At 60.3% G+C, this 26,849-nt stretch carries 20 protein-coding genes; 11 read left to right on the plus strand and 9 right to left on the minus strand.

Annotation, left to right across the window (positions count from 1 at the left end; all coding sequences use genetic code 11):
- Positions 1 to 53: 53 nt before the first annotated feature.
- Together DES53_RS03905 and DES53_RS03910 are read left to right on the plus strand one after the other, a co-directional pair.
- On the plus strand, positions 54 to 914 hold the full coding sequence (locus tag DES53_RS03905; protein WP_113956871.1) for a phosphoenolpyruvate hydrolase family protein: 861 nt from the start codon (positions 54 to 56) through the stop codon (positions 912 to 914).
- Positions 915 to 962: 48 nt separating this feature from the next.
- Entirely contained in the window at positions 963 to 5,999 is a 5,037-nt protein-coding gene (locus DES53_RS03910; protein ID WP_113956872.1) for a PVC-type heme-binding CxxCH protein, read from the plus strand.
- 220 nt (positions 6,000 to 6,219) lie between these two features.
- Here DES53_RS03910 and DES53_RS03915 read toward each other — a convergent pair whose 3' ends face one another.
- Genes DES53_RS03915 through DES53_RS03935 form a run of 5 tightly spaced genes read right to left on the minus strand, consistent with a single transcriptional unit; the run spans position 6,220 to position 11,627 of the window.
- The gene (locus DES53_RS03915) at positions 6,220 to 7,473 is read right to left on the minus strand and encodes an NAD(P)/FAD-dependent oxidoreductase (protein WP_113956873.1); all 1,254 of its coding nucleotides are present in this window, start codon (positions 7,471 to 7,473) and stop codon (positions 6,220 to 6,222) included.
- 30 nt (positions 7,474 to 7,503) lie between these two features.
- The gene (locus DES53_RS03920; RefSeq protein ID WP_113957193.1) at positions 7,504 to 8,478 is read right to left on the minus strand and encodes a proline racemase family protein; all 975 of its coding nucleotides are present in this window, start codon (positions 8,476 to 8,478) and stop codon (positions 7,504 to 7,506) included.
- Positions 8,478 to 9,458: a S1 family peptidase gene (locus tag DES53_RS03925; RefSeq protein ID WP_113956874.1), complete on the minus strand. Its 981-nt coding sequence runs from the start codon at positions 9,456 to 9,458 to the stop codon at positions 8,478 to 8,480. The genes DES53_RS03920 and DES53_RS03925 overlap by 1 nt, the downstream gene beginning before the upstream one ends.
- A gap of 48 nt (positions 9,459 to 9,506) precedes the next feature.
- Complete coding sequence (locus tag DES53_RS03930; protein WP_113956875.1) at positions 9,507 to 10,403, minus strand: dihydrodipicolinate synthase family protein; 897 nt, start codon at positions 10,401 to 10,403, stop codon at positions 9,507 to 9,509.
- Between the two features lie 27 nt (positions 10,404 to 10,430).
- A complete protein-coding gene (locus tag DES53_RS03935; protein ID WP_170156831.1) occupies positions 10,431 to 11,627 on the minus strand; it encodes a VHL beta domain-containing protein in 1,197 nt (398 codons plus the stop codon).
- Between the two features lie 73 nt (positions 11,628 to 11,700).
- Here DES53_RS03935 and DES53_RS32390 point away from each other — a divergent pair, with 73 nt between their 5' ends.
- Positions 11,701 to 12,447: an AraC family transcriptional regulator gene (locus DES53_RS32390; protein ID WP_147263203.1), complete on the plus strand. Its 747-nt coding sequence runs from the start codon at positions 11,701 to 11,703 to the stop codon at positions 12,445 to 12,447.
- Positions 12,448 to 12,737: 290 nt separating this feature from the next.
- Here DES53_RS32390 and pdxH read toward each other — a convergent pair whose 3' ends face one another.
- Positions 12,738 to 13,412: a pyridoxamine 5'-phosphate oxidase gene (gene pdxH, locus DES53_RS03950; protein ID WP_113956877.1), complete on the minus strand. Its 675-nt coding sequence runs from the start codon at positions 13,410 to 13,412 to the stop codon at positions 12,738 to 12,740.
- A 21-nt stretch (positions 13,413 to 13,433) separates the two neighbouring features.
- On the opposite strand from pdxH, the gene hpt reads away from it, so the two are divergent.
- The 3 genes from hpt to DES53_RS03965 are packed head-to-tail and all read left to right on the plus strand — an operon-like array spanning position 13,434 to position 15,375.
- On the plus strand, positions 13,434 to 14,000 hold the full coding sequence (gene hpt, locus DES53_RS03955) for a hypoxanthine phosphoribosyltransferase (RefSeq protein ID WP_113956878.1): 567 nt from the start codon (positions 13,434 to 13,436) through the stop codon (positions 13,998 to 14,000).
- Positions 13,997 to 14,242, plus strand: coding sequence for a MoaD/ThiS family protein (locus tag DES53_RS03960; protein ID WP_113956879.1), 246 nt, complete (start codon positions 13,997 to 13,999; stop codon positions 14,240 to 14,242). Before hpt ends, DES53_RS03960 begins: the two co-directional genes overlap by 4 nt.
- 23 nt (positions 14,243 to 14,265) lie before the next feature.
- Positions 14,266 to 15,375 (plus strand): GNAT family N-acetyltransferase, encoded by a 1,110-nt coding sequence (locus DES53_RS03965; RefSeq protein ID WP_113956880.1) that lies wholly within the window; start codon positions 14,266 to 14,268, stop codon positions 15,373 to 15,375.
- A gap of 24 nt (positions 15,376 to 15,399) precedes the next feature.
- Here DES53_RS03965 and DES53_RS03970 read toward each other — a convergent pair whose 3' ends face one another.
- The 3 genes from DES53_RS03970 to glmS form a co-directional block, all read right to left on the minus strand.
- Positions 15,400 to 18,963, minus strand: a complete 3,564-nt coding sequence (locus DES53_RS03970) for a beta strand repeat-containing protein (protein WP_113956881.1) — start codon at positions 18,961 to 18,963, stop codon at positions 15,400 to 15,402.
- Positions 18,964 to 19,195: 232 nt separating this feature from the next.
- On the minus strand, positions 19,196 to 20,155 hold the full coding sequence (locus tag DES53_RS03975; RefSeq protein ID WP_147263204.1) for a hypothetical protein: 960 nt from the start codon (positions 20,153 to 20,155) through the stop codon (positions 19,196 to 19,198).
- Between the two features lie 32 nt (positions 20,156 to 20,187).
- On the minus strand, positions 20,188 to 22,038 hold the full coding sequence (gene glmS, locus DES53_RS03980; RefSeq protein WP_113956883.1) for a glutamine--fructose-6-phosphate transaminase (isomerizing): 1,851 nt from the start codon (positions 22,036 to 22,038) through the stop codon (positions 20,188 to 20,190).
- Positions 22,039 to 22,233: 195 nt separating this feature from the next.
- Here glmS and DES53_RS03985 point away from each other — a divergent pair, with 195 nt between their 5' ends.
- Genes DES53_RS03985 through DES53_RS04005 form a run of 5 tightly spaced genes read left to right on the plus strand, consistent with a single transcriptional unit; the run spans position 22,234 to position 26,804 of the window.
- Positions 22,234 to 22,926: an iron-containing redox enzyme family protein gene (locus tag DES53_RS03985; protein ID WP_170156833.1), complete on the plus strand. Its 693-nt coding sequence runs from the start codon at positions 22,234 to 22,236 to the stop codon at positions 22,924 to 22,926.
- Entirely contained in the window at positions 22,923 to 23,864 is a 942-nt protein-coding gene (locus DES53_RS03990) for a fatty acid desaturase family protein (protein ID WP_113956885.1), read from the plus strand. Before DES53_RS03985 ends, DES53_RS03990 begins: the two co-directional genes overlap by 4 nt.
- Positions 23,861 to 24,712, plus strand: a complete 852-nt coding sequence (locus DES53_RS03995; RefSeq protein ID WP_170156834.1) for a phosphatase PAP2 family protein — start codon at positions 23,861 to 23,863, stop codon at positions 24,710 to 24,712. The genes DES53_RS03990 and DES53_RS03995 overlap by 4 nt, the downstream gene beginning before the upstream one ends.
- Entirely contained in the window at positions 24,709 to 25,812 is a 1,104-nt protein-coding gene (locus tag DES53_RS04000; RefSeq protein WP_113956887.1) for a DUF3419 family protein, read from the plus strand. Before DES53_RS03995 ends, DES53_RS04000 begins: the two co-directional genes overlap by 4 nt.
- 29 nt (positions 25,813 to 25,841) lie before the next feature.
- Entirely contained in the window at positions 25,842 to 26,804 is a 963-nt protein-coding gene (locus tag DES53_RS04005; RefSeq protein WP_113956888.1) for a hypothetical protein, read from the plus strand.
- Positions 26,805 to 26,849 lie beyond the last annotated feature (45 nt).

The raw sequence follows: 26,849 nt of genomic DNA on the forward strand, positions 1-26,849 counted from the left end.
TCGCTTTTCGAACTTTCTACAGAACACCAAACCGCTAACTCCTCACTCATCCCATGCCCAACCCTTGGACCGGAATCGGAAATCCCTACACCCGACAGGAAGTTGTTGATCGCCTCAACGCCTCCCTGAAGAAGGGCGAGCCCATCATCGCCGCCGGTGCCGGTACGGGCATCAGTGCCAAGTTCATTGAGAAAGGTGGCGCGGACCTCATCATCATCTACAACAGCGGACGCTTCCGGATGAGCGGCCATGGATCCACCTGCGGTCTCATGGCATATGGCGATGCCAATGCCGTGGCCATGGAGATTGGTGAGTACGAAGTGCTGCCCACGGTGAAGGAGATTCCTGTCATCTGCGGTGTGCACGCCACCGACCCGCGCCGTCGCATGTGGCACTGGCTGGGCAAGGTGAAGGACATGGGCTTCTCCGGCGTGAACAACTTCCCCACGCACACGATTGTGGATGGTCACTTCCGTCAGGTGCTGGAAGAGACTGGCATGAGCGTGCAGAAGGAGTTCGAGATGGTGGGTCTCGCGCACCGCATGGACTTTTTCACCATCGTGTATGTCGCCACTCCGGAAGAAGCGGTCGAGATGACGAAGCAGGGCGCAGATGCCGTGATCGCCCACGTGGGTACCACCGTGGGTGGCAGCATCGGCGTGGTGAATGCGGTGGTCGATTGGGATTTCACGGTGAAGCGTACGCAGGAGATCATCGATGCCGCCCGGTCCGTGCGGAAGGATGTCTTCACCCTCACCCATGGCGGTCCCATCAACACCCCGAAGGATGTGGAGTACATCCTCAGCAAGACCACGGCAGATGGCTTCGTAGGCGCCAGCAGCCTCGAACGCATGGGCGTTGAGGAGAGCCTCACGAATCTCACCCGCGAGTTCAAGAGTGTGGGAGGGAAGTAGAGCTTCCTTTCCGCGACTCATGCCATTCACCTTTCACGTTCATTCGCCATGCTCCGCATTCTCCTCACCCTTGCGATTCTCTGTAGCGTAGCTCACGCTGCCGATCCCATCCGCGTCTTCATCCGCAGCGGTCCGAAGTCCCACGGACCGGGGGCGCACGACTATCCCCGCTTCCTCAAGGAATGGGTGCCGCTCTTGAATGAGCGCGGTGCCAGGGCGGACGGTGGCGACTCTTTCCCCACAAAGGAACAACTCGACAAGACCGACGTGCTCATCCTGCACGCGCAGGAGGCGGGGAACATCGCCCTGGGTGAGGAGCGCAAGAACCTGATGGAATTCCTCAAGCGCGGTGGCGGACTCGTCGTCATCCACGCGGGTATCGTGTCGCGCGATCCGGATTGGTTCAAGACCATCGCGGGTGGCTCGTGGAATCACAAGACACCGACGAAGTGGCTGGAGGCTCCCATGGCGCTCTACTTCACGGACCGCGACAATCCCATCACGAAGGACATCTCGAACTTCGACATTGATGACGAGATTTATTACGACATGGACATCCTTCCCGAGGTGAAGGTGCTCGCGGCTGCCTACACACCAAAGGCAGCGGACACTCGTGGAAAGGGAAACAAAGAAGCGCAGCAGCGTGCTGCGGAAGCCGTGGCCAAGAGGAAAGCGGTAAACATCTACGACATCCAGCCGCAGATGTGGACCTATGAGCGCACGGTGGATGGTGGCAGCACGCCTTATCGTTCCTTCGTGTGCATTCCCGGTCACCTCTACGCCAACTTCTCTAACAACGGACTCCGCACCGCCATCCTGCGCGGCATCGCCTGGGCTGGAAAGCGCGACAACGCTGATGTGCTCTGCAAGCCGACGGAACTTGGCAGCGCTCTGCGCTACCTGCCCGGTGGTTGCCCGCCTCCGCAGGACATTCCCAAGGACCTGGAAGTGCATCCCGAGTTCAATCTCTCGCTGGTTGCCTCTGAGCCGCTCATCAACAAGCCGATGAACATCGACTGGGATGAGAAGGGCCGTCTGTGGGTCGTCGAGACTCCTGAGTATCCCAACGGTCTTCGCCAGGCGAATGTCGAAGCGTGGAAAGACTCCGGCGCAGTCAAGCCGGGGCAGCACGAGCGTGAGCCACTCGACCGCGTCTCCATTCTCAGCGATACGGATGGTGACGGCATCATGGACAAGAAGCAGGTCTTTGCCGACAAGATCGAACTCGCAACCTCCAGCGTCTTCTACAAGAACGGCGTCATCGTCTGCGCCGCGCCGGACATCCTGTTCTTCGAAGACACGGACGGAGATGACAAGGCGGACAAGCGCACCAAGCTCTACACCAATCTTGGTAACAAGGACACCCATGCGGTGATCAACAACATGCGTTGGGGTCAGGACGGCTGGGTGTACGCCACGCACGGCTACTCCAGCACCGAGGACGCGAAGTCCGGTGATGGTTCGAGGGGCTTCGGAGCCATCGGCGCCGGTGTGGTACGCTTCAAACCGGACGGCAGCGCGATTGAGCAGTACGCTTCCCGTGGCGGCAATACCTGGGGCCTGGACATCACGTGGAGTGGCGAGGTCTTCTACACGCAGCCGACGAGCGGCAATCACTTCATTCATGTGGTGCTGCCTGAGTATGTGCTGGCAAAGGGCAAGCTCCCCGGCGTCTCTGGGACGAATGGACTCCTGCCTCGCGAGCCCACCTTCCCCGCCATGCACTGGGAGCAGCAGGCGTATGTGCAGATTGATCAGGTGGGCAGCTACACGGCGGCCGCTGGTTGCGCCATCTACGAAGGTGGAGCCTGGCCTGAGAAGTGGAACTACGGCTACTTCACCACGGAGCCTACGCTGAACATCGTCAGCCACTTCATGGTGGAGCCTGATGGCGTCACCTACAAGGCGAAGCGTGAAGCGGGTCGTGAGCACACCGAATTCATCCGCAGCAAGAATCTCTGGTTCCGTCCCATTGATGTCCGCATCGGGCCGGATGGTGCGCTCTACGTGGTGGACTTCTGCAACCAGGCCGTGATTCACAACGACACGCGTGGCCCGGTGCATGGTCCTGCCAATGCTGCCGTACGTCCTGACCGCGACCACTACTATGGCCGCATCTGGAAGGTGCAGCACAAGGATGCGAAGAAGGTGGAAGTGGCGAAGCTGAAGAAGGACGACTTCCAGCAGCTCGCGGGTGTGGTGAAGAACAGTGAGAATGTTCCGCAGAAGCAGGTGGCCTGGCGCTTGATTGCCGAGCAGCAGGGACCGCAGGGCAAGGGAGTCGTGGGCCTCGCCGAGAGCGGCATCACTCCCCGCATGGGAAGCAAGGCATTGCGCGTCTACGAGAGCATTGAAAAAGGTGTGCTCACTGCGCCGGAGTCGCTGAATGCATTCCTTGATGCCAAGGACGATTGGACTCGCTCGGCAGTCATTGCTGCGGCGAAGGACAATGCTGCGAATGAGATTGCTGCGGCCTTCGCGTCGAAGCGTGCCAGTGAACTGGGCTCCTTTGTGGAGAACCTCATTCCGGCCGCCCTTGCTGGTGATGCGGTCAAGAACACGACGAATCTGCTCAATTCCTGCGCCTCCGCAGGCCCCGGCACCGAGGCGCTTCAGTCTTCGGTACTTCGAGTGCTGGCTCAGCAGGCAGACTTGAGTCTGACCGCGCATCCCGCATTGAAGGAACCTCTGCAGAAGCTTCTGGCCAATCCTTCCACGGCAGCGGCCGCCTTGCCGCTTGCGGCCAAGTGGGACAAGGAACGCGCTTTGGCAAAGGAGCGCAAAGACGTGGTGCAGGCGCTGATGTCCAAGATGAAGGACGCGAAGGCACCGACTCAGGAGCGCCTTGCCGCGGCAAGGGGCTTCCTCGGTGCGGATGGAGATGGCGAGGCAAAGGACCTCATTGCCGAAGCTGCCATGGAAATCGATCGCAAGGACGGTGGCTCGAAAGGGCCCTTCGTGAATCCGATGGATCTCCGCCTGGGCATCATCAAGCTCATCACCGAGCGCACCGGTCCTTATGTTGCGAGTCGCTTGATGGATGCCTATGTGGATGTCGAGCCCGGAGTGCAGTTGGCAATTTTTGACGAGCTGCTCAAGCGCCCCGAGTGGGTGAATGTGATCCTGGATGAAGTGGAAAGAGGCGTTGTGAAGCCTGCTGACATCGGCCCTTCGAATGTCGCCCGCCTGCGCACGCACCCAAACAAGCAGGTCGCCAGCCGCGCGAACAAGATGCTGGAGAAGCTGAGCCCCGCGACCGTGGAGAAGAACAAGGTCATCGCCCAGCTCACGCCGGAGGTGGAGAAGACCGGTGATGTTGCCAAGGGCAAGATCGCCTACGCGTTGTGCGCCACCTGCCACAAGCTCGGTGACACCGGTCTGGCTGTTGGCCCGCCGCTCGATGGCATGGGGGCGCACGGGCCTGCGGAACTGCTCGTGCACATCGTCGATCCCAATCGCGAAGTGGACCCGAGCTTCTGGGCGCACAACATCACGACGAAGAAGGGCGAGGCCATCGTGGGTGTCATCACTTCAGAGAATCCATCCACGCTCACGCTCGCCACACAGGTGGGTGTGAAGGAAATTCCGAAGAGCGAAATAGCCACGCGTGAAAACACGCGCCGCAGTCTCATGCCGGAAGGACTCGAAGCCATGGGTGCAGAGACCATGCGTGATCTCCTGGCCTACATCTGCGGTGATGCCCAGAAGCATTTCCGCATCGTGGACCTTCGTCCCGCTTACACCGCGGACAGTCGTGAAGGCGTCTTCGCAGGGCCAAGTCCCAACCAGGGCCAGGTGCGCCTGGCAAAGTACGGCAATGTGAAGGTGGAAGGCATTCCCTTCTTCGTGCAGGACGCAGCGAAGAGCGAAAGTGGGTCGAACATCATCGTGCTCAAAGGTGGTCCGCAGAAGAGCCAGAGCTGGACTTACCCGCAACGCGTGGAAGTCGCGGTGAACGCGCAGGCGAAGAAGCTGCACCTGCTCAGTGGCATCGCTGGCTGGGGCTTCCCTGCGGTGAGAGATCACATCCCTGCGCTCAAGGCCACGGTCACCTATGAAGGTGGCGAGACGGAGGAGTTCACACTGAACAATGGGGAGGCGTTTGCCGACTACATCCGCGAGGTTGAAGTGCCGGGCAGTCAGTTGGTGAAGGAACCGATCAGCGATGATCAGCAGATCCGTCTGCTCAGCCTCACTCTGACCAAGAAGGGCGTGATCAAGAAGCTGGCGCTGGAGAGCTTCGCCAATGGTGTCGCACCGGTGGTGATTGCCGTCACTGCGGATGTGGAGGGGCGCATGGGAGCGAAGCCAGGTGCAGCAACGGCTGCGGCTCCTGCTTCTGGCGACTCCAGTGCTCCAGGACCCAAGGAAGGTGGCAAGGGTGACAACAAGCTGCCTGCAGTGACGCCTGTTTCCTGGGAAGCTGGCAAGACCAAAGTGCTGCTCATCGGCGGTGGCAGCTCGCACAACTTCGCCAGGTTTTTTGGTGAAGTGGATGGCGCTACGCTGAAGGCTGCGGGCTTCACGGTGCACTACACCGAAGATCGCGATCAGGCGGTCGCGGAGCTGCCGAATGCGGACGTTGCCGTCATCAGTGTGAACCGCCAGTTCTTTGACAGCCCGGCGTATCGCAAGGCGCTCTTCGACCGTGTGGCGGCTGGCAAGGGTGTCATCATGATGCACCCCGGTACCTGGTACGCGTATCCCCGTTGGCCTGAGCTGAATGCCCAAGTCGTGGGCGGCGGATCCAAGGGACACGACAAGCTGGGACCCTACTCCGTGAATGTGACCAAGGCGGACCATCCCATCATGAAGGGGGTGCCGGCGAAGTTCGACGTGACGGACGAGCTCTACTATGTGAATGCCAAGCCCGAAGAGATCCCCGCTGGTACGGCTGGCATCGAAGTGCTCGCTGAGACGTCTCCCAGCCAGAAGTTCGGCAAGCCGCATCCCAGCGTGTGGGTCACCAAGAACGACAAGACGCGCATCGCCTGCATCGCACTTGGTCACGATGAGCGCACGCACGAAGACGCCGCCTTCAAGAGCATCCTGGTGAATGCCGTGCAGTGGTGCTCGGGGAAGTAGTCGCCCCGAGTCATAACGGTTCCTTCTCCCACAGAAACCTAAGTCGTGTGCGAGAGGCTTGATGCGCGCCTGATGGCTTTCTGGCAGATGGTGGCCCTGGGAGCGCTGGCCTCTGGCCGGCGTGGTGTGTTGCAGGAGGCTCTCACAATAATATCGCGAGACGGCAGCGTTCCCAGGGCCGCGTCCCGTAGCTCTCGGGTGGAGCTTTTCCACTCGACCATCAACCATAGCGATCTGGAGAGAGCAGCGTGAGGTCAAACTCAGGCTGCTCTTTCTCTATCAGCTGGGCCACGATGTGTCCTGTGACAGGACCAAGACTCAGCCCCATCATCGCGTGTCCCGTGGCGATGCAGAGGTTGGAGAAGTATCGCGTGCGACCGAGGTACGGCAGCCCGTCTGGCGAACAGGGACGCAGTCCGCTCCAGGGTTCCACGTCTGCGAGGTCTTCGGGGCTGAACTCGGGAAAGTATCGGGACGCCGCATTGATGATGCCCTGCACCCGTCGTGGATTGATGGCTTCACTCATGCCGGAGATTTCCATCGTACCGCCAAAGCGCAGCGAACCTCCTGTCATGGGAGTTACGGCAACACGTGCCTCGGTGAGGATGCTGCAGAGATGCGGAAGCTGCCGTGGGTTTGACAGGGTGAGGCTGTAGCCTTTGCCTGCCTGCATGGGTAGCCGCAAGCCCACGGACTTCGAGAATGCGGAACTCCATGAGCCGAGACAAAGAACAAACTCGTCTCCCTCCGTTTCCCCTTGAGAGGTCTTCACGGCAAGGACTCGTCCGCTTTCTGCGCAGAGAGCCTCAGCATCCGCTCCCCACAGGAAGGCAACGCCCGCCTCCTTGCAAAGACGCTGGAGCGTGCGCATGAAGAGCTGCGGTGTGAGATGACAATCCTTGGGATAGTAGACGGCGCCTGCCACATCCATGGTGATGCCCGGGTCCATCTCGTTGGTGTGCCGGGCATCCAGCACTTCCGCGGGCACGCCCATCTCACGCGCTACCTGCGCGCTGTCCGCCTCTTCATCGAGCGTGCGCTGCGTCTTGCAAAGCATCAATAGTCCCCGTTGATTCAGGCCAAAATCATTCTCGCATGCAGCGGCCAGTTCTTCGAAAAGCAACCGGCTGCGCAAATGCAGGTCCCGGAGCAGCGGGGAAGCCCGCTTTACATGTTCACGTGTGGCCGCCTTCCAGAAGTTCCATCCCCAACGCAGTAGCTCAGGATCCAGTGAAGGCTTGATGTAAAAGGGAGACTCAGGATTCCACATCCACTTCAGTCCCAGTGCGACCATGCCGGGTGCGGCAAGCGGCACAAAATGACTTGGAACAATCATCCCCGCGTTCCCATACGAGCAGCCGCTTCGCTCCTCGCTGCCCCTGTCGATCACCGTGACGCGATGCCCGCGCTTCGCGACCTCCAAGGCCGTGCAAAGACCGATGACTCCTGCGCCGAGAACGATGACGTGCGACATGGTGTTGGAGGTTTCAGTCGCGTGATAACACTATGAAATGCCCCAGCAGAATGGATCGTGCGGATTCAGCAGGATTTCCCCCTCTGTCGTGACATGGGCCTCGCCCACAATGATCGGGATGATGGCTCCTGCGTCTCGGTCATGCCATCGATAGCTGCCCTTGAAAGTGCTGCCGATGATGCTCTCCTGCACCCACTCCTCGCCCTCGGCCAGCTTTCCGTCCGCGGCGAGGCATGCGAGCTTGGCACTGGTGCCGGTGCCACACGCAGAGCGGTCATATACGCCTCCAGGGCACAGCACGAAGCCCCGTGCGCTGGCATTGGGAGAGGATGGCGGTCCCACAAGTTCAATGTGGTCCACATCAGGAAAATGCTGGGGTTCGTTCACCGCTCGCCGCAGGGCGCTTGCAAATGCCGAGAGTTCACCCACGTGTTCCAGTTCGAGTTGCTGGCCGTGATTCTCCGTGATGAAAAACCAGTTGCCACCCCAGGCCACATCTCCAGTAACGGTGCCATGCCCGGGCACGTCCACGGAGATCCCAGAGGCCTTGCGAAACGATGGGACATTTTCGAGGGATACACTTCCATCCTCGCCCAGCGTGAAGCTCACAACTCCGACGCGCGTCTCCAGACGGTGCGTACCCGGCGAAATGCGACCCAGATGCGCCAAGGTGATCGCCACACCGATCGTGGCATGACCACACATGTTCAGGAATCCGACATTGTTGAAAAAGATCACGCCCGCGATGCAGGAGGCGTCCATGGCCGGACAGAGCACGGCGCCCACGAGAACATCGGAGCCTCGGGGTTCACAGGCCACGGCCCGTCGCAGGGCATCGTACTGAGGATGGAACAAGCGCAGCCGCTTTTCGATCGCCGGAGCGTCGGCAGCAGGCACGTCTCCTTGGCGGGGGAAATGACGCAGCAAAAGAGGCAACGGATCATCAAACACCACGCGCGTGGGCTCGCCGCCGGTGTGGGAATCGATGATCCGGATCTTCTCCATCATTCTGATCGAGATTTGGTCTTGATGAGTTTCAGCACGTTGCTGGCGGCGATGGCATCATGCAGCACCATGAGGGTGCCGGGGGCGCTGGCGGTGGTTTTGGATGGATCCTGATACACCGTCTGGATCTGGGAGACGTGACCGATGGCGTTGCCGTGAGCGTCCAGCACGGCGGACCCGCTCGAGCCCGGAGCCCATGAGGTGCTCACCTGAATCCATACCGGTTCGTCTTCACCCTTGGTGCTGGGCGCGGGAGGTGCAGGCTTGGAGGCTGGCTTGCCGGCCTCGGGCTTGGCCGTGCCGGTGCCTGGCGCTGCCTCACGCATGTTGCTGCGGAAGGGATGCTTTGTGAAGCGATTCACGATTCCCTCACTGAAGTAGCCGCGCCTTCCTTTGGGCTCGCTGAAGCAGTACACTTTGTCACCCGGCATCACGTCTGAGGTGAAGGGGAGGGGATTCAGCGTGGCGCCTTTCACGCGAATGATGGCGGTATCCGTGGCCCGGTTGGCTGCCAGTACTTCCACCACGGGAATCACCTTGTCGTCTTCGTCAGCGACGATGAGGTAGCCTTCGCGGATATCTTCATTCTCCAATACATGGCCACACGTGACCACGGCATCGTTGGTGATGGCATAGCCGCCCGCGAGGTTGAGGTGCCATTTGCTGCATTTCTTGCAGAGGTAGTGCCAGCCTACGCGGAGATGAGCGCGCCTTGCGGTATTCCACAACTCCCGGCCCTCTAGTTTTCCGGTGCGTGGCTTGGGCAGCTCCAGCTCGCAAGTGGTGCGGCTCATCTGCTCCACTACTTTTTCCATGGGGACGAGCTCGCCTTTTTCCTTCAGCCGGTTTGCTTCATCGGTGATGACGGCTTGGGACTTGGGATTGCGTCCCTCCGGGTAGATCGGCACATCAGGAGCCTGGCTGTAGAGGGTGCCGCACCCGATCAAGGTGCCAAAGATGAGGCGGGGAAGCGCGTTCATGGTAGTGCGGCTCTGTACGGTGACCGTGAGTGCATATTACGAGCGTCTTCAGTTCCGCGGCCTGGAGCCGATGCCTTCACGGATGATGGCCAACACCCTTTCACGTTCGGAGCCTTCCAGGGTGAGGTGGGGTTCCCGCACCCATTCGCTGCCCAACCCGCATTCCTGGACCATCAGCTTGATGTATTGCACGAACTTGATGTGGGTATCGAGTTTCAGCAGCGGGTGAAACCAACGCAGCAGGGCGCGTGCTTCATCCCAGCGACCTGCCCGCGTATGCTCCCAGAGCCGCTGGTTTTCCTGCGGGAATGCGATGCCGCTTCCCGCCACCCAGCCATCAATGCCCAGGATGGAGCTTTCGAGAATGAGATCGTCCACTCCGGTGAAAAGTGCAAAGCGGTCTCCGTTCACGATGCGCATCTCGGTGATGCGCCGGGTGTTGCCGGAACTCTCCTTCATCGCGATGAGGTTTGGCACATCAGACAGCTCGCGCATCATCTCCGGCGTCACGTCCACCGTGTAGCCGATGGGATTGTTGTACAGCATCCATGGCAGGCTGGTTGCTGCCGCCACGGCACGGTAATAGGCCAGCGTCTCACGCGGATCTGCCTTGTACACCATGGCTGGCATCACCATGAATCCCGCCGCACCCAGCCTTTCACAGTCCTGCACATATTTGCGCGCCGTTTCGGTGCTGCACTCCGCGACGCCACTCAGCACTGGAACACGCCCCGCGCTCTGCTGCACGATGGCACCCACCACGCTCCGCTTCTCCTCAGGCGCGAGGCTCTGATTCTCTCCCAGCGAGCCACAAACAATCATGCCGCTCACACCCGAGCGAATCAGCACCTCGGCATGACGCTGCGTTGCCTCGAGGTCCAGACTCTGATCCTTGCGAAGCTGGGTCGTGATGGCTGGAAAAACGCCGGTCCAGAGGTGGTTCATGGGAGTATCAGATGGGGCTCTCCGCCGTCACTCAATCACCACCTTGCCGCTCTTCGGGAGTGCGACGCAGTGACCAAGGGGGTTGCCGATTTCATCCGTCACCAACCACGCGTGACCGGCATAGGTTTGTTGCATGGAGTCCCCACTCGGCGCGACTCCTCCATAGGGTTTGCGCTCACCCTTGGTATCCACCCACCAGAGTTTCACTGCGGAGCGGCGCGTGTTGAAGAAGTGGAGCATCGTCTTCTCCTTGCCATCCAGGGAGGCGGGTGCCTGGGCTGCGTTCACGGTCACCAGCGGCACTGCGGTGTATTCTCGCGAGCTCATCAGCGGTTTCCGATTTTTCTCCTGCCATTCCACCAGGGCTCTGGGCCATTCAAACTTCGGCGCTGCTGCCACGTCCCAGCCGCGCAGGTGGACACGCTCCTCGGGCAGGCGGTCGGCGATCCGTTGGTAGCGCCAGGGTTTGTCCCCGAAGATTTCTATCAGCAGGGCTGCGAGGCCCGTGTCGTATTTCTTCAGCTCCTCGCGGGTGTTGATGTGATTGTGCTGGTTGTCGTTCTCACGATTGGTGTCGAACCAGCTCTGCACTCCCTCGGCCCAGTATTCACTTTTGTTGCTGGCGGCGTAGGTGTCTTTCCACAGGCCCGCGCTCAGGGCAGTCTCGTAAGCTGTTTCCAACCTCTTATCAAAGGTGGGATCGATGCTGTTCACTCCCATCTGATGCAGGGCATGGCCAAACTCGTGCACGCAGATGTTCTCTCGATCGTAGGGGTCGCCGGGATAGGCCAGCAAGTTCTCCGTGCCGCAGCTCACTGCGGGTCGCAGCGGAGTGGCGCCCAGGCCGCGTGCCCGCTTGTCCCAGTAGGGAGCAGGCTTCATGTCGCTGTGCTCCGGAATGGCGGTGGTGAATTCATCGTGTGCCATGATGGCGAAGCGCGTCTTGTTCGCATCGAGGGCGCGCAGGATGTCAGGGCGATGACCCAGCATGTGATTGATGATCCACGCGGTCTCATAGAGTGCGGCATCCGGGACTTTCTCCGAGGAGACAATGGAGAAGCCACTTACATCCAGATGCTTCTTGTAGAAGGGAGAGAGCCTCAGCTTCTCCACCACTTCGGCGGAGGGTGCTGATACAGTGGCGTCCTGCTTTGTTCCGGTGGTGCCATAGAGCACACTGGCGGCAAGGGCCAGGCACAGGGATGGAATCCAGAAGTGCTTCATTCTTGCAAGAATAGCGGAACCGGGGCCGGATGTCTTGGATGCAAACAGCGCGATCCCTGTCAATTTACGCACAATGAAGCTGCCGACTGCTGGTCTCACTGGAGACTCCTGGGCCACACTGCCCATGGGTCCGATGGTGGCGTTGTTCGATGGAATGATGGATACGGTCTTCTTTGTGAAGGATGCGGGAGGGCGGTATCTGGAGGTGAATCAGACGCTGGTGGAGCGCTGTGGACTGCGCTCGAAGTCGGAGCTTCTGGGCCGCACGGTGAGTGAAGTGTTTCCCGGAGAGTTGGCGAGGAGCTATGCGCGGCAAGATTTGGAAGTGCTGCGGCAAGGAAGAAAAATTCGCAACCGTCTGGAACTGCACTGGCAGAAGAATCGCCGTGCCGGGTGGTGCCTGACAGCGAAGGTGCCGATAAGAAGGGTGGAGGGTGAGATCATCGGCCTCGTTGGCATCTCAAGGGACTTGCAGACGCCGGGCGGTAGCGAGGGGATTCCTCCCACCCTGTCGAAGGCCATGGCCTACCTGGAAAAGCACTGCGATGACAGCGCGCTTTCTCCTGCACTGCTGGCGAGGAAGGCGGAGATGTCTCCCACACGGTTTGCGCGGCTGGTGAAGCGTGTGTTTCATCTCACGCCGGGGCAGATCATCACGCAGGCGCGCATTCAGATGGCATCACGGTTGCTACAGGAAACGGAGGGCTCAGTCGCGGAGATTGCGTTGGCGTGTGGGTATTGCGATCACAGCGCGTTCACACGGGCGTTTCGCGAGGCTACGGGAGTGACGCCGTCGCAGTTTCGTGTGGCGGTGCGGTAGGGTTGGTTCCGGAGTTGGTGGGTGTGGTGGGCTGCATTGAATTCAACACAGAGCCACAGAGACGCAGAGGAACTTCGGAGACTGACGGTGGAGGCTGGGCGGTGGCGTTCTTGCAGGGAGCGGGACTCGCCGAAGTCCCTCGTCTGTAGCGATACTTACCGACGGAATCTCAAAAGGAAATGCGACGTGACGCGCATCAGCTCTGTGAAGTCACGCGCGGCTCCGCACCCACAGGCTCCCAACCGCCGGGAATTCGGCGAATCCCGCTCCTTGATCGTGGGGCTTGGGCATCAGGGGCTCTGGCGCACATGCTCCCATGCATTGTCTGCGCGGCGGTAAAGCATGCGGTCGTGCAAGCGGCTCGGGCGTCCCTGCCAGAACTCGACCTCCTGGGGAGCCAGCACAAAGCCGCCCCAATGAGGCGGAATGGGCACCCTGCCCTCGGGATACTGGGCTTTCAGTTCCCGGTCGCGGGATTCCAGCCATCCGCGACTGGGAATGACTTCACTCTGCTCGCTGACCCACGCGCCAATCTGGCTGCCATAGGGCCGGCTTTGGAAGTAGGCATCGCTTTCTTCACGGCTCAACTTTGTGACGGCGCCGCGAATGCACACCTGCCGCTCACGCTCCTTCCAGAAGAGGGTGAGGGCGGCCTTGGGATTGCCCTCCAGTTCGCGGCCTTTCCGGCTGTGGTAGTTCGTGAAGAAGGAGAAGCCTCGTTCGTCATAGCCTTTGAGAAGGACGGTCCGTGAGGAGGGCTGGCCATCGGCGGAGACGGTGGCGAGGGTCATGGCATTGGCTTCCAGCACGCCAGCGGCCAGCGCGTCATCCATCCAAAGGCGGAAGAGTTCCATGGGGTCTACTGGCAAGGTGGCCTCTTCCAGCGCGCCTTTCTCATAGCTCAGGCGCAGGTCGGCGAGATTCGGTTTGCCAGCGGGCGAGGACGAGGGATAGAGAACAGACATGGCGTATGCCAATAGTTACGCATGAGTGCAAGTGTTGCAGGTGTTCTTTCCAGTGTGGAGCGCATTCTCCTGGATGAGGTGGCCATCCGGCAGCGGGTGGTGGAGATGGCCGGGCGCATCCGGAATGACTTCGCCGGCCGTGAGTTGACCGTGGTGGCGCTCATGGATGGCGCGCTCTTCTTTGTGGCAGACCTGTTGCGGGATGTCACCCTGCCCGTGAAGCTGCACACGCTCTCGGTGAGCAGCTATCACGGGGGCACCAGTTCCACCGGTCGTGTGGAGATGGCACGGACGCTTCCCTTCGACCTGCGTGGTCGCGATGTCCTGCTCATCGACGATATCCTGGATACCGGTCTCACCTTGGGCACCATGCAGGAGCGCATCCTCGCCGAGTGCCAGCCCGTGAGCCTCCGCACGGCCGTGCTGCTGAGCAAGCAGCGTCCGCGTGAGCGTGAGGTCGCAGTGGACTACATTGGGTTTGAGATCGCGGATGAGTTTGTGGTCGGCTACGGCATGGACTACCAGGGTCACTACCGGAACCTCCCCTGCATCGGCATCCTGAATCCTGCCAATCTTCCTGTATCATGACGGTGCGAGTACTTTTCTTTTCTGTGCTGAGGGATGTTGCGGGTGCTGAAGAAGTGCCCGTGAAACTCGTCCCCGGAGCGACCGTGGCGGATCTGCTCGGGGAGCTCTTCACCCGCTGGCCAAAGCTTCAGGAGTGGGACAGGAGCCTGCTCATCGCCGTGGACCAGTACTATGCGAAGCGCGACGGAGCCCTGCACGAGAATGCCGAGGTGGCCATCATGCCACCAGTGCAGGGGGGCTAGCCGAAGATATCTTTCCTTGTACCATGAGCGCTCCGGAGCCCTGCCCCTACCTGCCCATGACCGGCCGAATGCTGACCTCAGATCACATCCACTCCCTTGGCACGGATCGCAGTGAGAAATTTTACTACACCGCCATGGAGTACGCCCAGGTGCTGTGGCTGGCTGGCTTTCCGGCGAAGGCGCTGCTGCTGGTGAATCGCGCACTGTCCTGCTGGCTGCCGCAGGTCTCGTATCAGGCCTCCGTGGCCCATCAGTCCCCTTTCGACGGGGTGGGCCCGTGTCCCGCAGCGCCGTACCATGCCAAAGCATGGATCCTGCACCATCGTCCTCAGGACGTGTTCATCGGAAATCCCCGGCGCCACTACCAGCACCTCGCCACCCGCATGGTGGAGCCGCACAAGGAACTGCGGAGCTGGCGCGCGTGGGCCTGCTGGTACCTCGCGAAGGAGTCACTGCCTGAGCTGGAGTATCCGGACGATGCGAAGCAGGTGCGCGAGGAGGGCGTCATCAAGCCCACCCGCAGCCAGATTGTGGATCATCTCTCACGACTCAGCCCCACGGATGATCTCGATTCATGGCGCGATGCGCTGACGCTGGTGCATCGCTGGGCGGGGAAGTCGGAGACCGCGCCTTCCGAGGTGCGCTTCGAGTTGGTAGGGGAGGATGCACTGCCGACCATCCAGCGGCTTGCGCATGAGATCTGGCGCCAAGTCTATCCCACCATCATCAGCAGCGGGCAGATCGAGTACATGCTGGAGCTCATGTACAACGTGGAAACCATGAAGCGCGAAGTGCGTGAGCATCAGGTGCAATACGCCATGATGATTCATGATGGCGAGGCCGCCGGATACCTTGGCTGGGAGAACAAGCCCGGTGGTGACACCACCTATCTCCACAAGGTCTACCTGAAGCCTGCCTGGCACGGCCACGGCATCGGCGCGAAAGCTCTCACATGGGTCTCAGACCGCGCGCGTGAGGCCGGCATGCGGCGCCTGCGACTCACCGTGAATCGGAACAACAGCGCTGCCATACGAGCCTATCGCCGCGCGGGTTTTGAGTTCGACAGTGAAGTGTGCACGGACATCGGCGGCGGCTTTGTGATGGATGACCATGTGATGGTGAAGGTCCTGTAGAGAGGGCGTTCTCCCTTCGATTGGTCAAACCGTCAGTTTCCTCCTCCTCCTCACGCCCAGCACCATCATGCCGCCCAGCAACAACAGGGCACGCGACGGCTCGGGGACGACGTACACGATGCCATGGGAGAGAAAGAGATCCGTCTTCCATTCACTACCCGCGTCAAGGGTGGGGAGTTCCAGAATGGCGTCCACTTCCGCCTGCGTGGTGATGCCAGCCAGAGCCGTGGTCCAGTCGAAGAGGTCAAAGTATTGCCCGAAGGTGAACGAGGTGCCATTCGAGACCACCGAGATGGTCATGTCTGGATTGAGTGTCAGCGTGCCGTTCGCATCAATGGCATCGTGCTCGGTGGTGGGATCCAGATCTGCCAGCCCAGCGATATAGCTGCTGATGCTGGTTGTCGTGACGCTGCCGTCGAGTGGTACCGTGCCCGTCGGCAGGGTCAGTTGCAGGGTGATGGACGAGCCGGCATTGAAGGTCACGCCGGAGGCGAAGGTGAGCTTGCCATTTTGTGTGCCGCGCCCCGATCCAGGGGTGACAGCGCCATCCACAGTGATGGCATCGCTGAAGGTGCCGTCGCCGCCCACGGTCCCCGTGGAGGTGACGTTAAGGGCGTTGCTGGGATGAGTGGCGTTGAAATTCTTCCCGTTGCTCACATAGAACTCTCCGGCCACAGAAGTCAGGGAGCTGAGCTGCGTGAGCTCCGCACCGGAACCAATGAGATCCACCACGGCATTTTCGCCAATCGTATTGATGCCACTGCTGGCGCCAAAGGGGGCGAGATCGATCCTGGCGAAGGACACCAGTGTCGTTGCGGTGCTGTCCGCCACCCAGGTGCCACCGGTGAGCGTGCCATTGGCGCCTTTCTGGACCAGGTTCACATCAATGAACTGGGTGGATCCGCTCACCGCAGCGGTGATGCGGAAGTGGCCGCCCTCCACGCGCACTGTCCCCTGGTTGTCAAAAGTCCCGCCAGTGCCATCCGCGAGGAAAGCGAAGAATTGGGCCTGATCGGTGCTGTTGCTGGTGGTCGTCTTGGTAAGGGTGCCGGTGTTGGTGAAGGTGTAGCCGTTGCCCAGTCGGAAGTCCTGCACGCCCACGAAATTGAAGTCGCCGTTGTTTACGAAACTACCGCCTGCCGTTAGCCCCACAAGGTTGTCCGCAGTGACGGTGACCAGGTGATTGAACGTGCCGTTGTTGATGAAGGTGCCCGCGCCACTGAGATTCCGGTCACCACTGCCCGTCACATTGAAATTGCCATCATTGGTGAGCGTCACGCCAGTTCCCAAGTTGAAGGCACTGTTGCCCGTCCAGTCCATGACGCCGGTCGTGCCATTGGTGAAGGTGCCGGTACCATCCGTGAGAAAGGTGTGCGTGATGGTGCTGCCACCGTTGATGTTGAAAAGACCATTGTTCTCCCACTCTGCACCGGTGTTGAGATTGATGGTTCCCGCAGTCCACTGATACGTGCCATCGTTCTGCAGTTTTGTGTTTCCAGAGAGGCCAAGAGATCCGCTGGTATGGGTGATGGTGCCGCCTGCATCATTCACGATGGCGCCCTCGCCGCCGTATCCAGCAGTCCCGGTGCCCGCCGTGATGTTCATGGCGCCTTGGTTGCGAATGATCGTGTCATTCACGAGCGTGACGGTCCCGCTGAGATGGTGGAGGATGCCTCCAGTGCCATTCAGGAGCTGTCCACCTCCAGTGAGGTTCTTGATGCCTCCGTCCGTGATGGTGAAGATGCCCACATTCGTCAGCGTGTTCCCGGCAGTGAGGATGTCCTTCTGATTCCAGAAGAGACCATCTCCCTTGATGTCCAGGGTGAGGCCACCGGTTCCGACCGTGAGCTCGCTGAGCACGGTGGTATTCATACTGTCGGTGATGCGCACACGACCGCCGTTGCCCGAGCTGCCGGCAATCGTTCCGGTCCATGTGCCAGCGAGGTCCAGGTTTCCGCCATCCGCAGTCCAAAGGGCGGCGGCATCGCTGGTGCCTCCCGAGGCCATCCGCAGGATTCCTGCCTTGGCAAGAATCTGGCTGCCCGCTCCCGCGGTGAATCCCGCAGTGCCGTAAAAGAAGCTCGTGTCGGTACCGGCCACGGTTTTTTGAATAAGGCCGTTGTTCACGAACTTCCCACTGCTCGTGATTTGGAGGTCGCCGCGCTCTTGAAAGTCAAAGGTGCCCTCATTCTGAAAGGTCATGGTCCCACCCAGCACGAGGTTGTCATTGCTGCCGCCATAGGTGTGATTGAAGGTGCCCTTGTTGAGGAAGGTGCCTGTGCCCTGCAGCGTCACGTTTCCATCCTGCGCGATGAAGGTTGCTGTACCATCGTTGGTCAGGGTTGTGCCGGTGATTGTGATGGTGGTGCCCTTGAGGTTCAGCACGCCGGTGCTGGTGCTGGTGGCCGCGGCGGTCAGGTTCCACACGCCTCCGGTCTGGTTGAAGGTACCGGAGTTCGTAAAGGTGCCATTGGTATTCAGCGTGGCGGCGACATTGGTCATGGAGCCTGCGTTGCTAATGGCCAGACTGCTCGTGAGGGTGCCGCTGGTGAGGTCAAAGGTACCGCCTGCGGCATTTTCCAAAAGTCCGGTGCCACTCAGGGTGATGGTGGTGGTGGGCGAGGCACCATTAAGACTCATGGCTCCCTCATTGCGGAGCGTGACGGTGGTGACGGCGAGATCGCCTGACTCCATGCGGAAGGTCGCGCCCGCCGCGTTGAGAAAGGAGCCCGAGGTGCCGAAGAGAGTCGCGCCGACGCCTTGCAGCCGGAGTAGTCCCTGATTCTCAATGATGTTTCCGTTGGTGTTCAGCTTGCCCGTCTTCCAGATGAGACCGTCACCGTCCACGTCGAGGATGGTGGTGGGCGCCATGGCCACGAAGAACGTGCCGGTGCTGGAGGCTGGGTTTTCATTGCTGAGTTCCACGGAGCTTCCGGTAGCCATGCTGGACGTGCCACGCAGCAGGGTCCATCCACCGGAGAAGGAAAGGACGCCAGTGCCTGTGGTCGTGAAGATGCCTCCCGTGGAGCTGGCAGCATTCCCAGCGGACTGGGAGCCGGAGATGTTCAGGTGGCCGGCCTGTACGGTGATGTTCCCATTGTTGGTGAACTTGCCTCCGACCGTCTGGCTCGATGGGTAGATGTAAGCCGGGTCGTTGGACGGACCATCCGAGCCGGAGGTCTTCAGCAGGAGGCCGTTGTTTGTGAATGAGGAGCCATTGGTGTTGAGTTGGATATCGGTGCCTGCATCGAACCGCACGGTGCCATCGTTCACCACAGATACCGTGCCGACGACGACGATATTGTCATTGCCGGTTTTCGTGTCGAGGAAGAGCGTGCCTCCGGTATCGATGCGCAAAGTACCCGTTCCACTGAGGTTCAGGTTGTCGGCGGCACCGTAGGTCACGGTGGCCAGATCGGGAATATTCACCGTTGCGCCATTGTTGATGGTCATGGCGGTGGTCCATGTGTCACCATTGACCAGAGTCGTGTTGCTTGAATAGGTTCCTCCAGCTTCGGCTGCGAAGGCCGAAGGGATGCTAAAAGCGAGGATAATGGAGGCGAGAAAGAGAGAGCTGGGGCGGCTCATTCGAGTCGTGATTTGACGTGGGAATTTTTGGGCAAAGCAAAAGCACCTCAAGGCTCGAAATTGGACACGAAATCGCGCGAAAATTTGGTCAGATCCCGTGCCAGCAAATCTCTGGCCACGCCTCCGTGCTCTTTGCCTAGCGGTGCCCAAGCAATGAGCTTAACGTTGCCTTAACCATGCCATGCTCTTTGCATGAACCAGTGTCGAGTCCACCTTCCATCCGGCGGCATACTCACTTCATCTTCTCCATGATGAAGCGCAGCTTCTCGAAGGTCATCTCGATGGTCTCCTGCGGTGGGGCTTCATCCGTATTGCTCCAGTGTTTCTGAAGCATCTGGAGCACGTTGCCGAGCAGCACCACAGAGGGATCCTGGCGGGTGGATTCGGTGAGCCGCTCATAGCGGGCCATGAGTTCATTCAGCAGGTGAACAGAGCCCACACACAGGCTCTTGTTCTGCACTTCGGTGTCATTGACCACCAGGGTGGAGGCGACTTCAAAGAGTCGCATCCACATGCCCAGGTTCACGAGAATGGCGAGGTCTTCATCGCGCTGCTCTTGGAGGAGGGTTTCCGTCAGCTTGTGCGTGCCGCCGATCTTTGCGCGCAGGGCGGCCCAGTCTTCGGTCTGGGCCATCTTGGCTTCGGCCATGAGGTCCGGGCTCATCTTCTCCGCAAGGCCCAGCACACGGCAGTGATTCAGCACGTCCTGATTGTTGTCGCGGAAGCGCTGCGAATCTCCTGCCTGCAGTGCGAGATACGCATCCCCCTGCAGCGAGCCCAGCGTGAAGGCCGCGCGCAGACGTTGAGATGAAGGGGTGGGAGCCTGCTCACGATAAAGCTGCCGCCAGCGCGCTTTTGTCTGCTGCCCGACGCATGCGAGAAATTCGGGGGGCTGCATGTCCTGCGGGGCAGGGGGGCCGGCGGCAGGTGCTTCCGGCACGGTCACCGCTGTGTCCGCCGACTTCATGGCGACGGGATCGCTCGGCGGTGGAGTGGGAATCGACACCGTAGGCGCAGTTGCCACCGGTGCAGGCGTTGGGGCAGACGGCAGCGAAGGTGAGGAAGGGGCAGAACCCGGCGCCACGGCCAGCGGTGGGGATGCTGGTACCGGGGTCGGATCCTCGGCATGCAGCATCCCGGTCGCAAAAATCATCGACAGACCACAGGACCTCGCAAGCGCGCGAAACGGCATGCGGGTTTTGATGCGGAATTGTCTCGGATTGTTCATTCCACCGTCACGCTCTTCGCAAGGTTGCGAGGCTTGTCCACATCGCAACCTCTTGCGAGGGCCACGTAGTAGGAAAGCAATTGCAGCGGGATTGCTGTGAGGAGGGGGCTGAGAATAGACGGGCAGCGCGGAATGTAGATCACGTCATCCGCGACCTTCTCGATGTTCGGGTGGCCTTCCGTGGCCACGGCGATGACGGGACCCTTGCGCGCCTTTACCTCCTGGATGTTGCTGATGTTTTTCTCAAACACCGCGTCGTGAGGCGCAATGAATACGCTCGGCAGCTCCGGCTTCACCAGGGCGATCACGCCGTGCTTCAGCTCCGCGCTGGGGTGACCACTGGCGTAGATGTAGCTGATTTCCTTCATCTTCAGCGCGCCCTCGAGCGCCACTGGGTAGTTGATGAGGCGGCCCATGAAGAGCATGCCCTCCACGTGCGCGTACTTCTCCGCGATTTCCTTGATGTGGGAGGCTTGCTTGAGGATTTCCGTGATCTTGTCCGGGATGGCTTCGAGCTCATCGATCATCTCCAGACCGTCCGTGCTGCTCAGGTGGTGGATGCGACCTAGCAGGAGGCTCAGCAGGGTGAGCACGGCGACCTGTGAGGTGAAGCTCTTCGTGGCAGCCACGCCGATTTCCGGACCTGCGTGGATGTAGATGCCGCCATCGGACTCACGCGCGATGGTGCTCGCCACGTTGTTTACGATGCCCAGGCACTTGATGCCTTTGCGCTTGGCCTCACGCAGAGCTGCGAGCGTATCGATGGTCTCACCGCTCTGGCTGATGACGAATTGCAGCGTGTCCTTCGTGGTGGGTACGTTGCGGTAGCGGAATTCACTGGCGATTTCCACTTCGGTGGGAATGCGTGCCAGCGTCTCAATGAGGTACTCGCCCACCATGCCCGCGTGGCAGGCGGTGCCGCAGGCGCTCAGGATGATGCGGTCGATCTGGCGCAGCTCCTGGGGATTCATCTGCAGACCACCCAGCACCGCCGTGGCTTCATCCCGGGAGAGACGGCCGCGAATGGCATTGCGCAGGGACTGCGGCTGCTCATAGATTTCCTTGAGCATGAAATGCGGGAAGTCGCCCTTCTCCGCCTCGTCCTCGGTGAAGTCCACCGTGCTCACCTTCACCTTGGCCGCGCCACCTTCCAGCGACTGCACATCGAAGCTGTCGCGGGTGATGGTGACGACGTCATAGTCGTTCAGGTAGATCACTTCCTTGGTGTGGGCAATGATGGCGGAGACATCGCTGGCGAGGAAGTGCTCCTCCTGCCCCAGTCCCACCACGAGCGGGCTGCCGAGACGTGCGCCCACCATGTACTCCGGGCAATCCGTGTGGATCACCGCAATGCCGTAGGTGCCTTTCACCTTGCCGAGTGCCTGCTGCACGGCGCTCACCAGTTTCTTCACTGGCGCATCGCCATTGCCCTTGTCGTAGTAGTAGCCAATCAGGTGGGCCAGGACCTCCGTGTCGGTCTCCGAGGCGAAGGTGTGCCCGTCATTCTTGAGGAAATCCTTGAGAGATTGGTAGTTCTCAATGACGCCGTTGTGCACGAGGGCCAGCTTTCCAGACTGGTCGCAGTGCGGGTGCGCATTTTCATCCGTGGGCGCTCCGTGCGTCGCCCAGCGGGTATGGCTGATGCCCGCGAGACTCGTGGGACTCTTCTCGGCGACCAGCTGCCGCAGGTTTTCAATGCGTCCTGCACGACGCAGCACGTCCAGGCTTCCGCCATTCTGGAGTGCCATGCCCGCTGAGTCATACCCGCGATATTCCAGACGCCGCAATCCATCCAATAGGATGGGGCTGGCCTGCCGTTTTCCGATGTAGCCTACAATGCCGCACATGTGGGATTTCCAGTAATCTGTAAATCTAGGGGGGGATGCCTTCCGGGTCAAACGGGGAGGGCGGTTCCGGAGACATTCTTCAGAGGACGAGTAGGGGGTGTTTAGTCCGCGATTGCTCCATTGATTGGATCAATTGAACCAGCGATTTTTTCAATGGCATGAATCGTGGGCGGACATGCTATGCCTGAGGCACGTATGATTGCCGCAGTAGAATCCTCCCTGTCGCGTCAGCCCGTCCATCTGGGCACTTATTTCGCCGGACTCTCCTCGGGTACGCTTACGAGGGAGCAGTTCCTCAGTTCGCAAAAGCAGTTCTATTTCGCGGTGCGGTTCTTCTCCCGCCCGATGGCGGCGCTGATGGCCCGCCTGCCGGACTCCGCTTCCCGGCAGTCCCTGATGCACAATCTGGCGGAAGAGCATGGCTATGAGGGGGGGCGTGGAGATTTCCGCCCCGCCATGGCACACGATCACACTTTCCTCACGTTCCTGAAATCGCTCGGTGTGGAGACCGGTGATGTGCGGGACGAGACCGAGGGCTCTGCTGTGATGGCCTTCAACTTCGCGCTCATGGGCGTCTGTAGTTCGGGCGAGCCGGAGACGGCCTTCGCCTGCCTCGGCATCATTGAGTACACCTTTGCAGATCTTTCGGCCATCATCGGCAGCTCCGTGGTGGAGCGCGGGTGGGTGGCAAGGGAGCGGCTCGTGCATTACGCACTGCATGCGGAAATCGACAAGGAGCATGCGGCGGGATTCTTTCGCATGGTGGAGCCTGCTTGGAATGCGGGAGGAGTGAGCCGCCGCCGCGTGGAGCAGGGGCTGGTCCTGGGCCTGCATATCTTCCACCGGTTGTACGAGGATCTGGCACTTCTGCACCGGGTCAAGGCATGAGTGCTGCGGGATTCAAGCCGAAGCTGGAGCCCAGCCTCCTTCGCGCCCTGCATGTGGCGGAGGCGGGGGCGCATGGCATCCGTATCGCGTCCTTTGTGCTGCTGTATCTGCTCGGAGCGGCCTTGGCGATCTTTGTCGCGCGGGAATGGCACTGGATGGCGGCTTTGCCCTTCTGCTTGCTGGCAGGTGCTTCGCTGCATGGCATCAGCCTCTTCACCCATGAGGCGGTGCATGGCACGCTGAGCCGGAATGCCTTTTGGAATGGTGTGCTCGGAGCGCTGTGTGCCATGCCGGTGCTGCAGAACTTTTCCGCTTATCGAGTGCTCCATTTGCGCCATCACAAGCACTTGGGAAACGAAGGCGATCCCGACCACTATGAAAACTACACGCGCTGGACATGGATGGTCTTTTGCATGAACTGGCTGCGACTGCTCGTGGGTTACCCGGTCTACATCGCTGCGATTCCCATCCTCGGCCTCAGGCAGGGGACATGGAGGGATCGTGGTCTCATCCTGCTGGAGCTTGCTGCGCTCGGTGCACTCGTGGCTGTGGTGCGGTCGCTGGCTGTCCCCGGCGCATGGTTGTGGTATGGATGGGTCGTGCCGATGCTTTTCATCAATACCATGGTCAACATTCGCGGCATGAGCCAGCACACCCTGTTGGAAGAGGCGGATGATGAAGTGCGTGGCACCCGCACGATTCTGACCCGCCCGCTCGTGCGCTACTTCATGTGCAATGAGAACTACCACCTCGAGCATCATCTGTTTCCCGGGGTGCCGTGGCATCATCTCCCGAAGGTGCATGAAGCACTGGAGCCGGAATTGAGAAGGCAGGGTGCTCCCTACATCCCTTCGTATGCTTCGTTCGTGCATGAGTTTGTGCAAGGCAGCTTGAAGTGGAGCCCGTGGGGCTGGAAGCGGGAGCACAAGGAGTTGTGAGCCGCTTGCCCTTCACATCGAGAATGCAGGTGCATGAGGCGCTGTTTCTTGCGCTGGGGTTGATTCTCCTCCTGGCGTTGACGGTGCATTGCGGGGTGGCACGCGACTCCACTCTCGTAGCGGCCGCAGCCACGGCAGGATACGCGAGCGTGTTGTTCCTTTCGCAGAAGGGAAGCCGCACCCGCTTGCTGGCCTGCGCGATGGTCACATGGCTCCTGTATGTGGGAAGCTCGGATATCATTGAGGCATTGCAGTTACCGGTGCACAGCGCGCAGATCCTCGCGTGGGACACATGGCTTCTGGGGGGCACGCCTTCCGTGTCCTGGCAGGGCGCCTTGTCGCCGTGGATGGTGGGTGTTCTAAGCGCCGCCTACCTGAGCTATCAGGTGTATGTCCATTGGGCGTTTCTCTCCGCATGGCGTCTTTCCACCGCAGAGCGCATGGAGTTCACGCGGTGTGTCTTCACCACGTTTGTTGTGGGCTTCAGCGGCTACTTCCTGTTTCCTGCCGCGACACCCGCTGCGGCATTTCCTGAGCTCTTCGCCGCGCCGCTGGGGGGCGGTGCTGTCACAGCCTTCAATGAAATGCTGAACGGCAGTATCGCAGCTCGCTATGATGCCTTTCCCAGCATGCATGTACTGGCGACCGCTACCCTGCTGGCCTGGGATTTTCGATTCTATCGCGCGCGATTCTGGGTGATGCTGCTGCCGGCGCTGCTCATGGCCGTGGGCACGCTCTACCTGCGCCTGCACTACTTCGCGGATCTGCTGGCCAGTGGCATGCTTTTTGTGGTGCTGCAGTGGTGCTTCCGTCTGAAGGCGGCCAGCCAGACCCGCTCCCGCGCATGAAGCCACTCCCGTCACCTGACTCCTGGGCTGTTGAAGCGGCCAAACTACCCCTGGCCTTTGCCCAGGTGCGCGAAGATCCACGGCTGGATTTGGAGCTCGCGTCAATTCTTCCCTATGAGGGCTCCGTGGTGATGGTGGCCTCCGGTGGCGATACCGCCGTGTGCCTGAGTTGGGTGCCGCTGAAACGGCTGCTGCTGGTGGACATGAATCCTGCGCAGCTCGAGCTCTCGCGACTCAAATGGCACTTGGCGCAGGAGTGCTCGTCGGATGAAGTGATGCGTTTGCTGGGACACCTGCCCATGTCCTCCGGGACTCGCCAGAAGGAACTTGGTGAATGGCTCGTCAGGCTGGAGATGAAGCAGGATGTGTTTGGTCCTCCGGACATCGTGGCACAGGTGGGACCAGACCACGCGGGACGTTATGAGTTCACCTTTGCCCGTCTGCGTGAGGCCATGAATGGGCAGGGTGAGGACTTGATGCGTATTCTTCAATCTCGGAATGGTTCCCAAGTTCTCGAGTCGCTCGAACCGGGAACCGCGGTGGGAGATGCCTTGGATGGGAACCTTGCCTCCGTGATGTCATTGCAGAACCTGGTGTGCCTGTTTGGTGTCGAGGCCACGCAGAATCCCCATCAGCCTTTTCACCGCCATTTTGGAGGACGGATCCGTCATGCCGTTGCGCAGCTTCCTGCCAATGCCAATCCCTTCCTCTGGCAGATGCTGGTCGGGCGATTTCCACATGAGGTATCCTATGATTGGATACAGAACTGCCACGGCCATCCCACCGCGCGAACCGAGCCTGAGTACATGCGCGGACGCATGAACGAGGTTCTGGAATCGCTGGAGGCGGAAAGCGTGGATCTGGTCCATCTCTCGAATATCCTCGACTGGCTTCCCGAAGAAGAGGCTGCGGCCACGTTGAACGCAGCACGGCGTGTTTTGAAGCGGGGCGGACGTATGATCATCCGACAGCTCAATTCCTCACTGGATATTCCAGCTCTCGATAGCGGCCTGGTCTGGGATGTTGAGCTCGGAGCGGCGCTGCAGAAGCGTGACCGCAGCTTCTTCTACCCGCACATTCATGTGGGTGTGTGGCCATAGGTTGAGTCTTGCATTGTCGGCATGGAACCATGAAGCTTCATCGGTTGGAAACCTCACCGCCTGAATGGCTGGGCAGTGCGCTGGAGAAGTTTGAGTGTCAATTCAGCTATCCACTTGGAGAGGGCGCGTCTTTTCGCGTGACGCATGGCAGGCAGTACATGGCGTTCTTTCAGGCCATGGGTGAAGCGGTTGTTTTCGTCGCTGAGAGGAATGCCGAAGTGTTGGGCACGGTGGCGGTCATTCGCAGGACACTGCGGTACCCGGATGGGCACGAAGCGACAGCGTACTATGTGTGTGATTTGAAAGTGTCACGCGCCCGTGCGGGCGGTCTCGTGCTTCCATGGCTGATGCATGCCGTGCGTGACCATGTGATCCAGTCCGGCCTCGCTCCCGTATACGGCGTGGTCATGAACGGCACATCGAGGAGTCCGAGGCAATACACCGGACGTGTGGCCATCCCTTTGTTCGAACCCCTGGCGCAAATCGCCGTGCTGAGAATCCCGGTAGAGCCACCCGGAGGCGGTGCATTGGAGTTTGAACGAACGACACTCGACCACATCACAGCAGTGCGGTCGAGTTTGCACCGAGCCGCATGGAGTACGCCACTGGGCTCTTGTACGCTGCGATCAGAGATGCCGCCCGTTCCTGTGGCCATGTCTCAAGGCAGGGCATGTGGAGTGGTGGAAGACACACGACTGGGCAAGCAACTAATCCTGATCGGTGGCGGTGAGATGAAGTCCGCGCATTTCTCCAGCTTCGGATTCGTGGACGCCATTTCAGGATTGGCCCTGATTCAGGCGGCTCGTGCGGTCGCCTCGCAACAGGGCTTCCCCGCGTTGTTTCTCTCGGTTCCCAAGATCGAATGCTACGACGGGCTCATCCAGACTCTGGTGGGAGAGTGCGGTGCATTGGAAGCTTCTGCGACGGTGTTCGGCGCCGGATTCTCCAAAGACGCGGGTGGGGAGTGGTGGATCAACACCTCGGAAATCTGATGCATGAAAAATGCCACATCTCTGGCAAGCCGTGAATCGAATGAC

Origin of the sequence: Roseimicrobium gellanilyticum (genome assembly GCF_003315205.1) — a bacterium.
Classification (GTDB): domain Bacteria; phylum Verrucomicrobiota; class Verrucomicrobiia; order Verrucomicrobiales; family Verrucomicrobiaceae; genus Roseimicrobium; species Roseimicrobium gellanilyticum.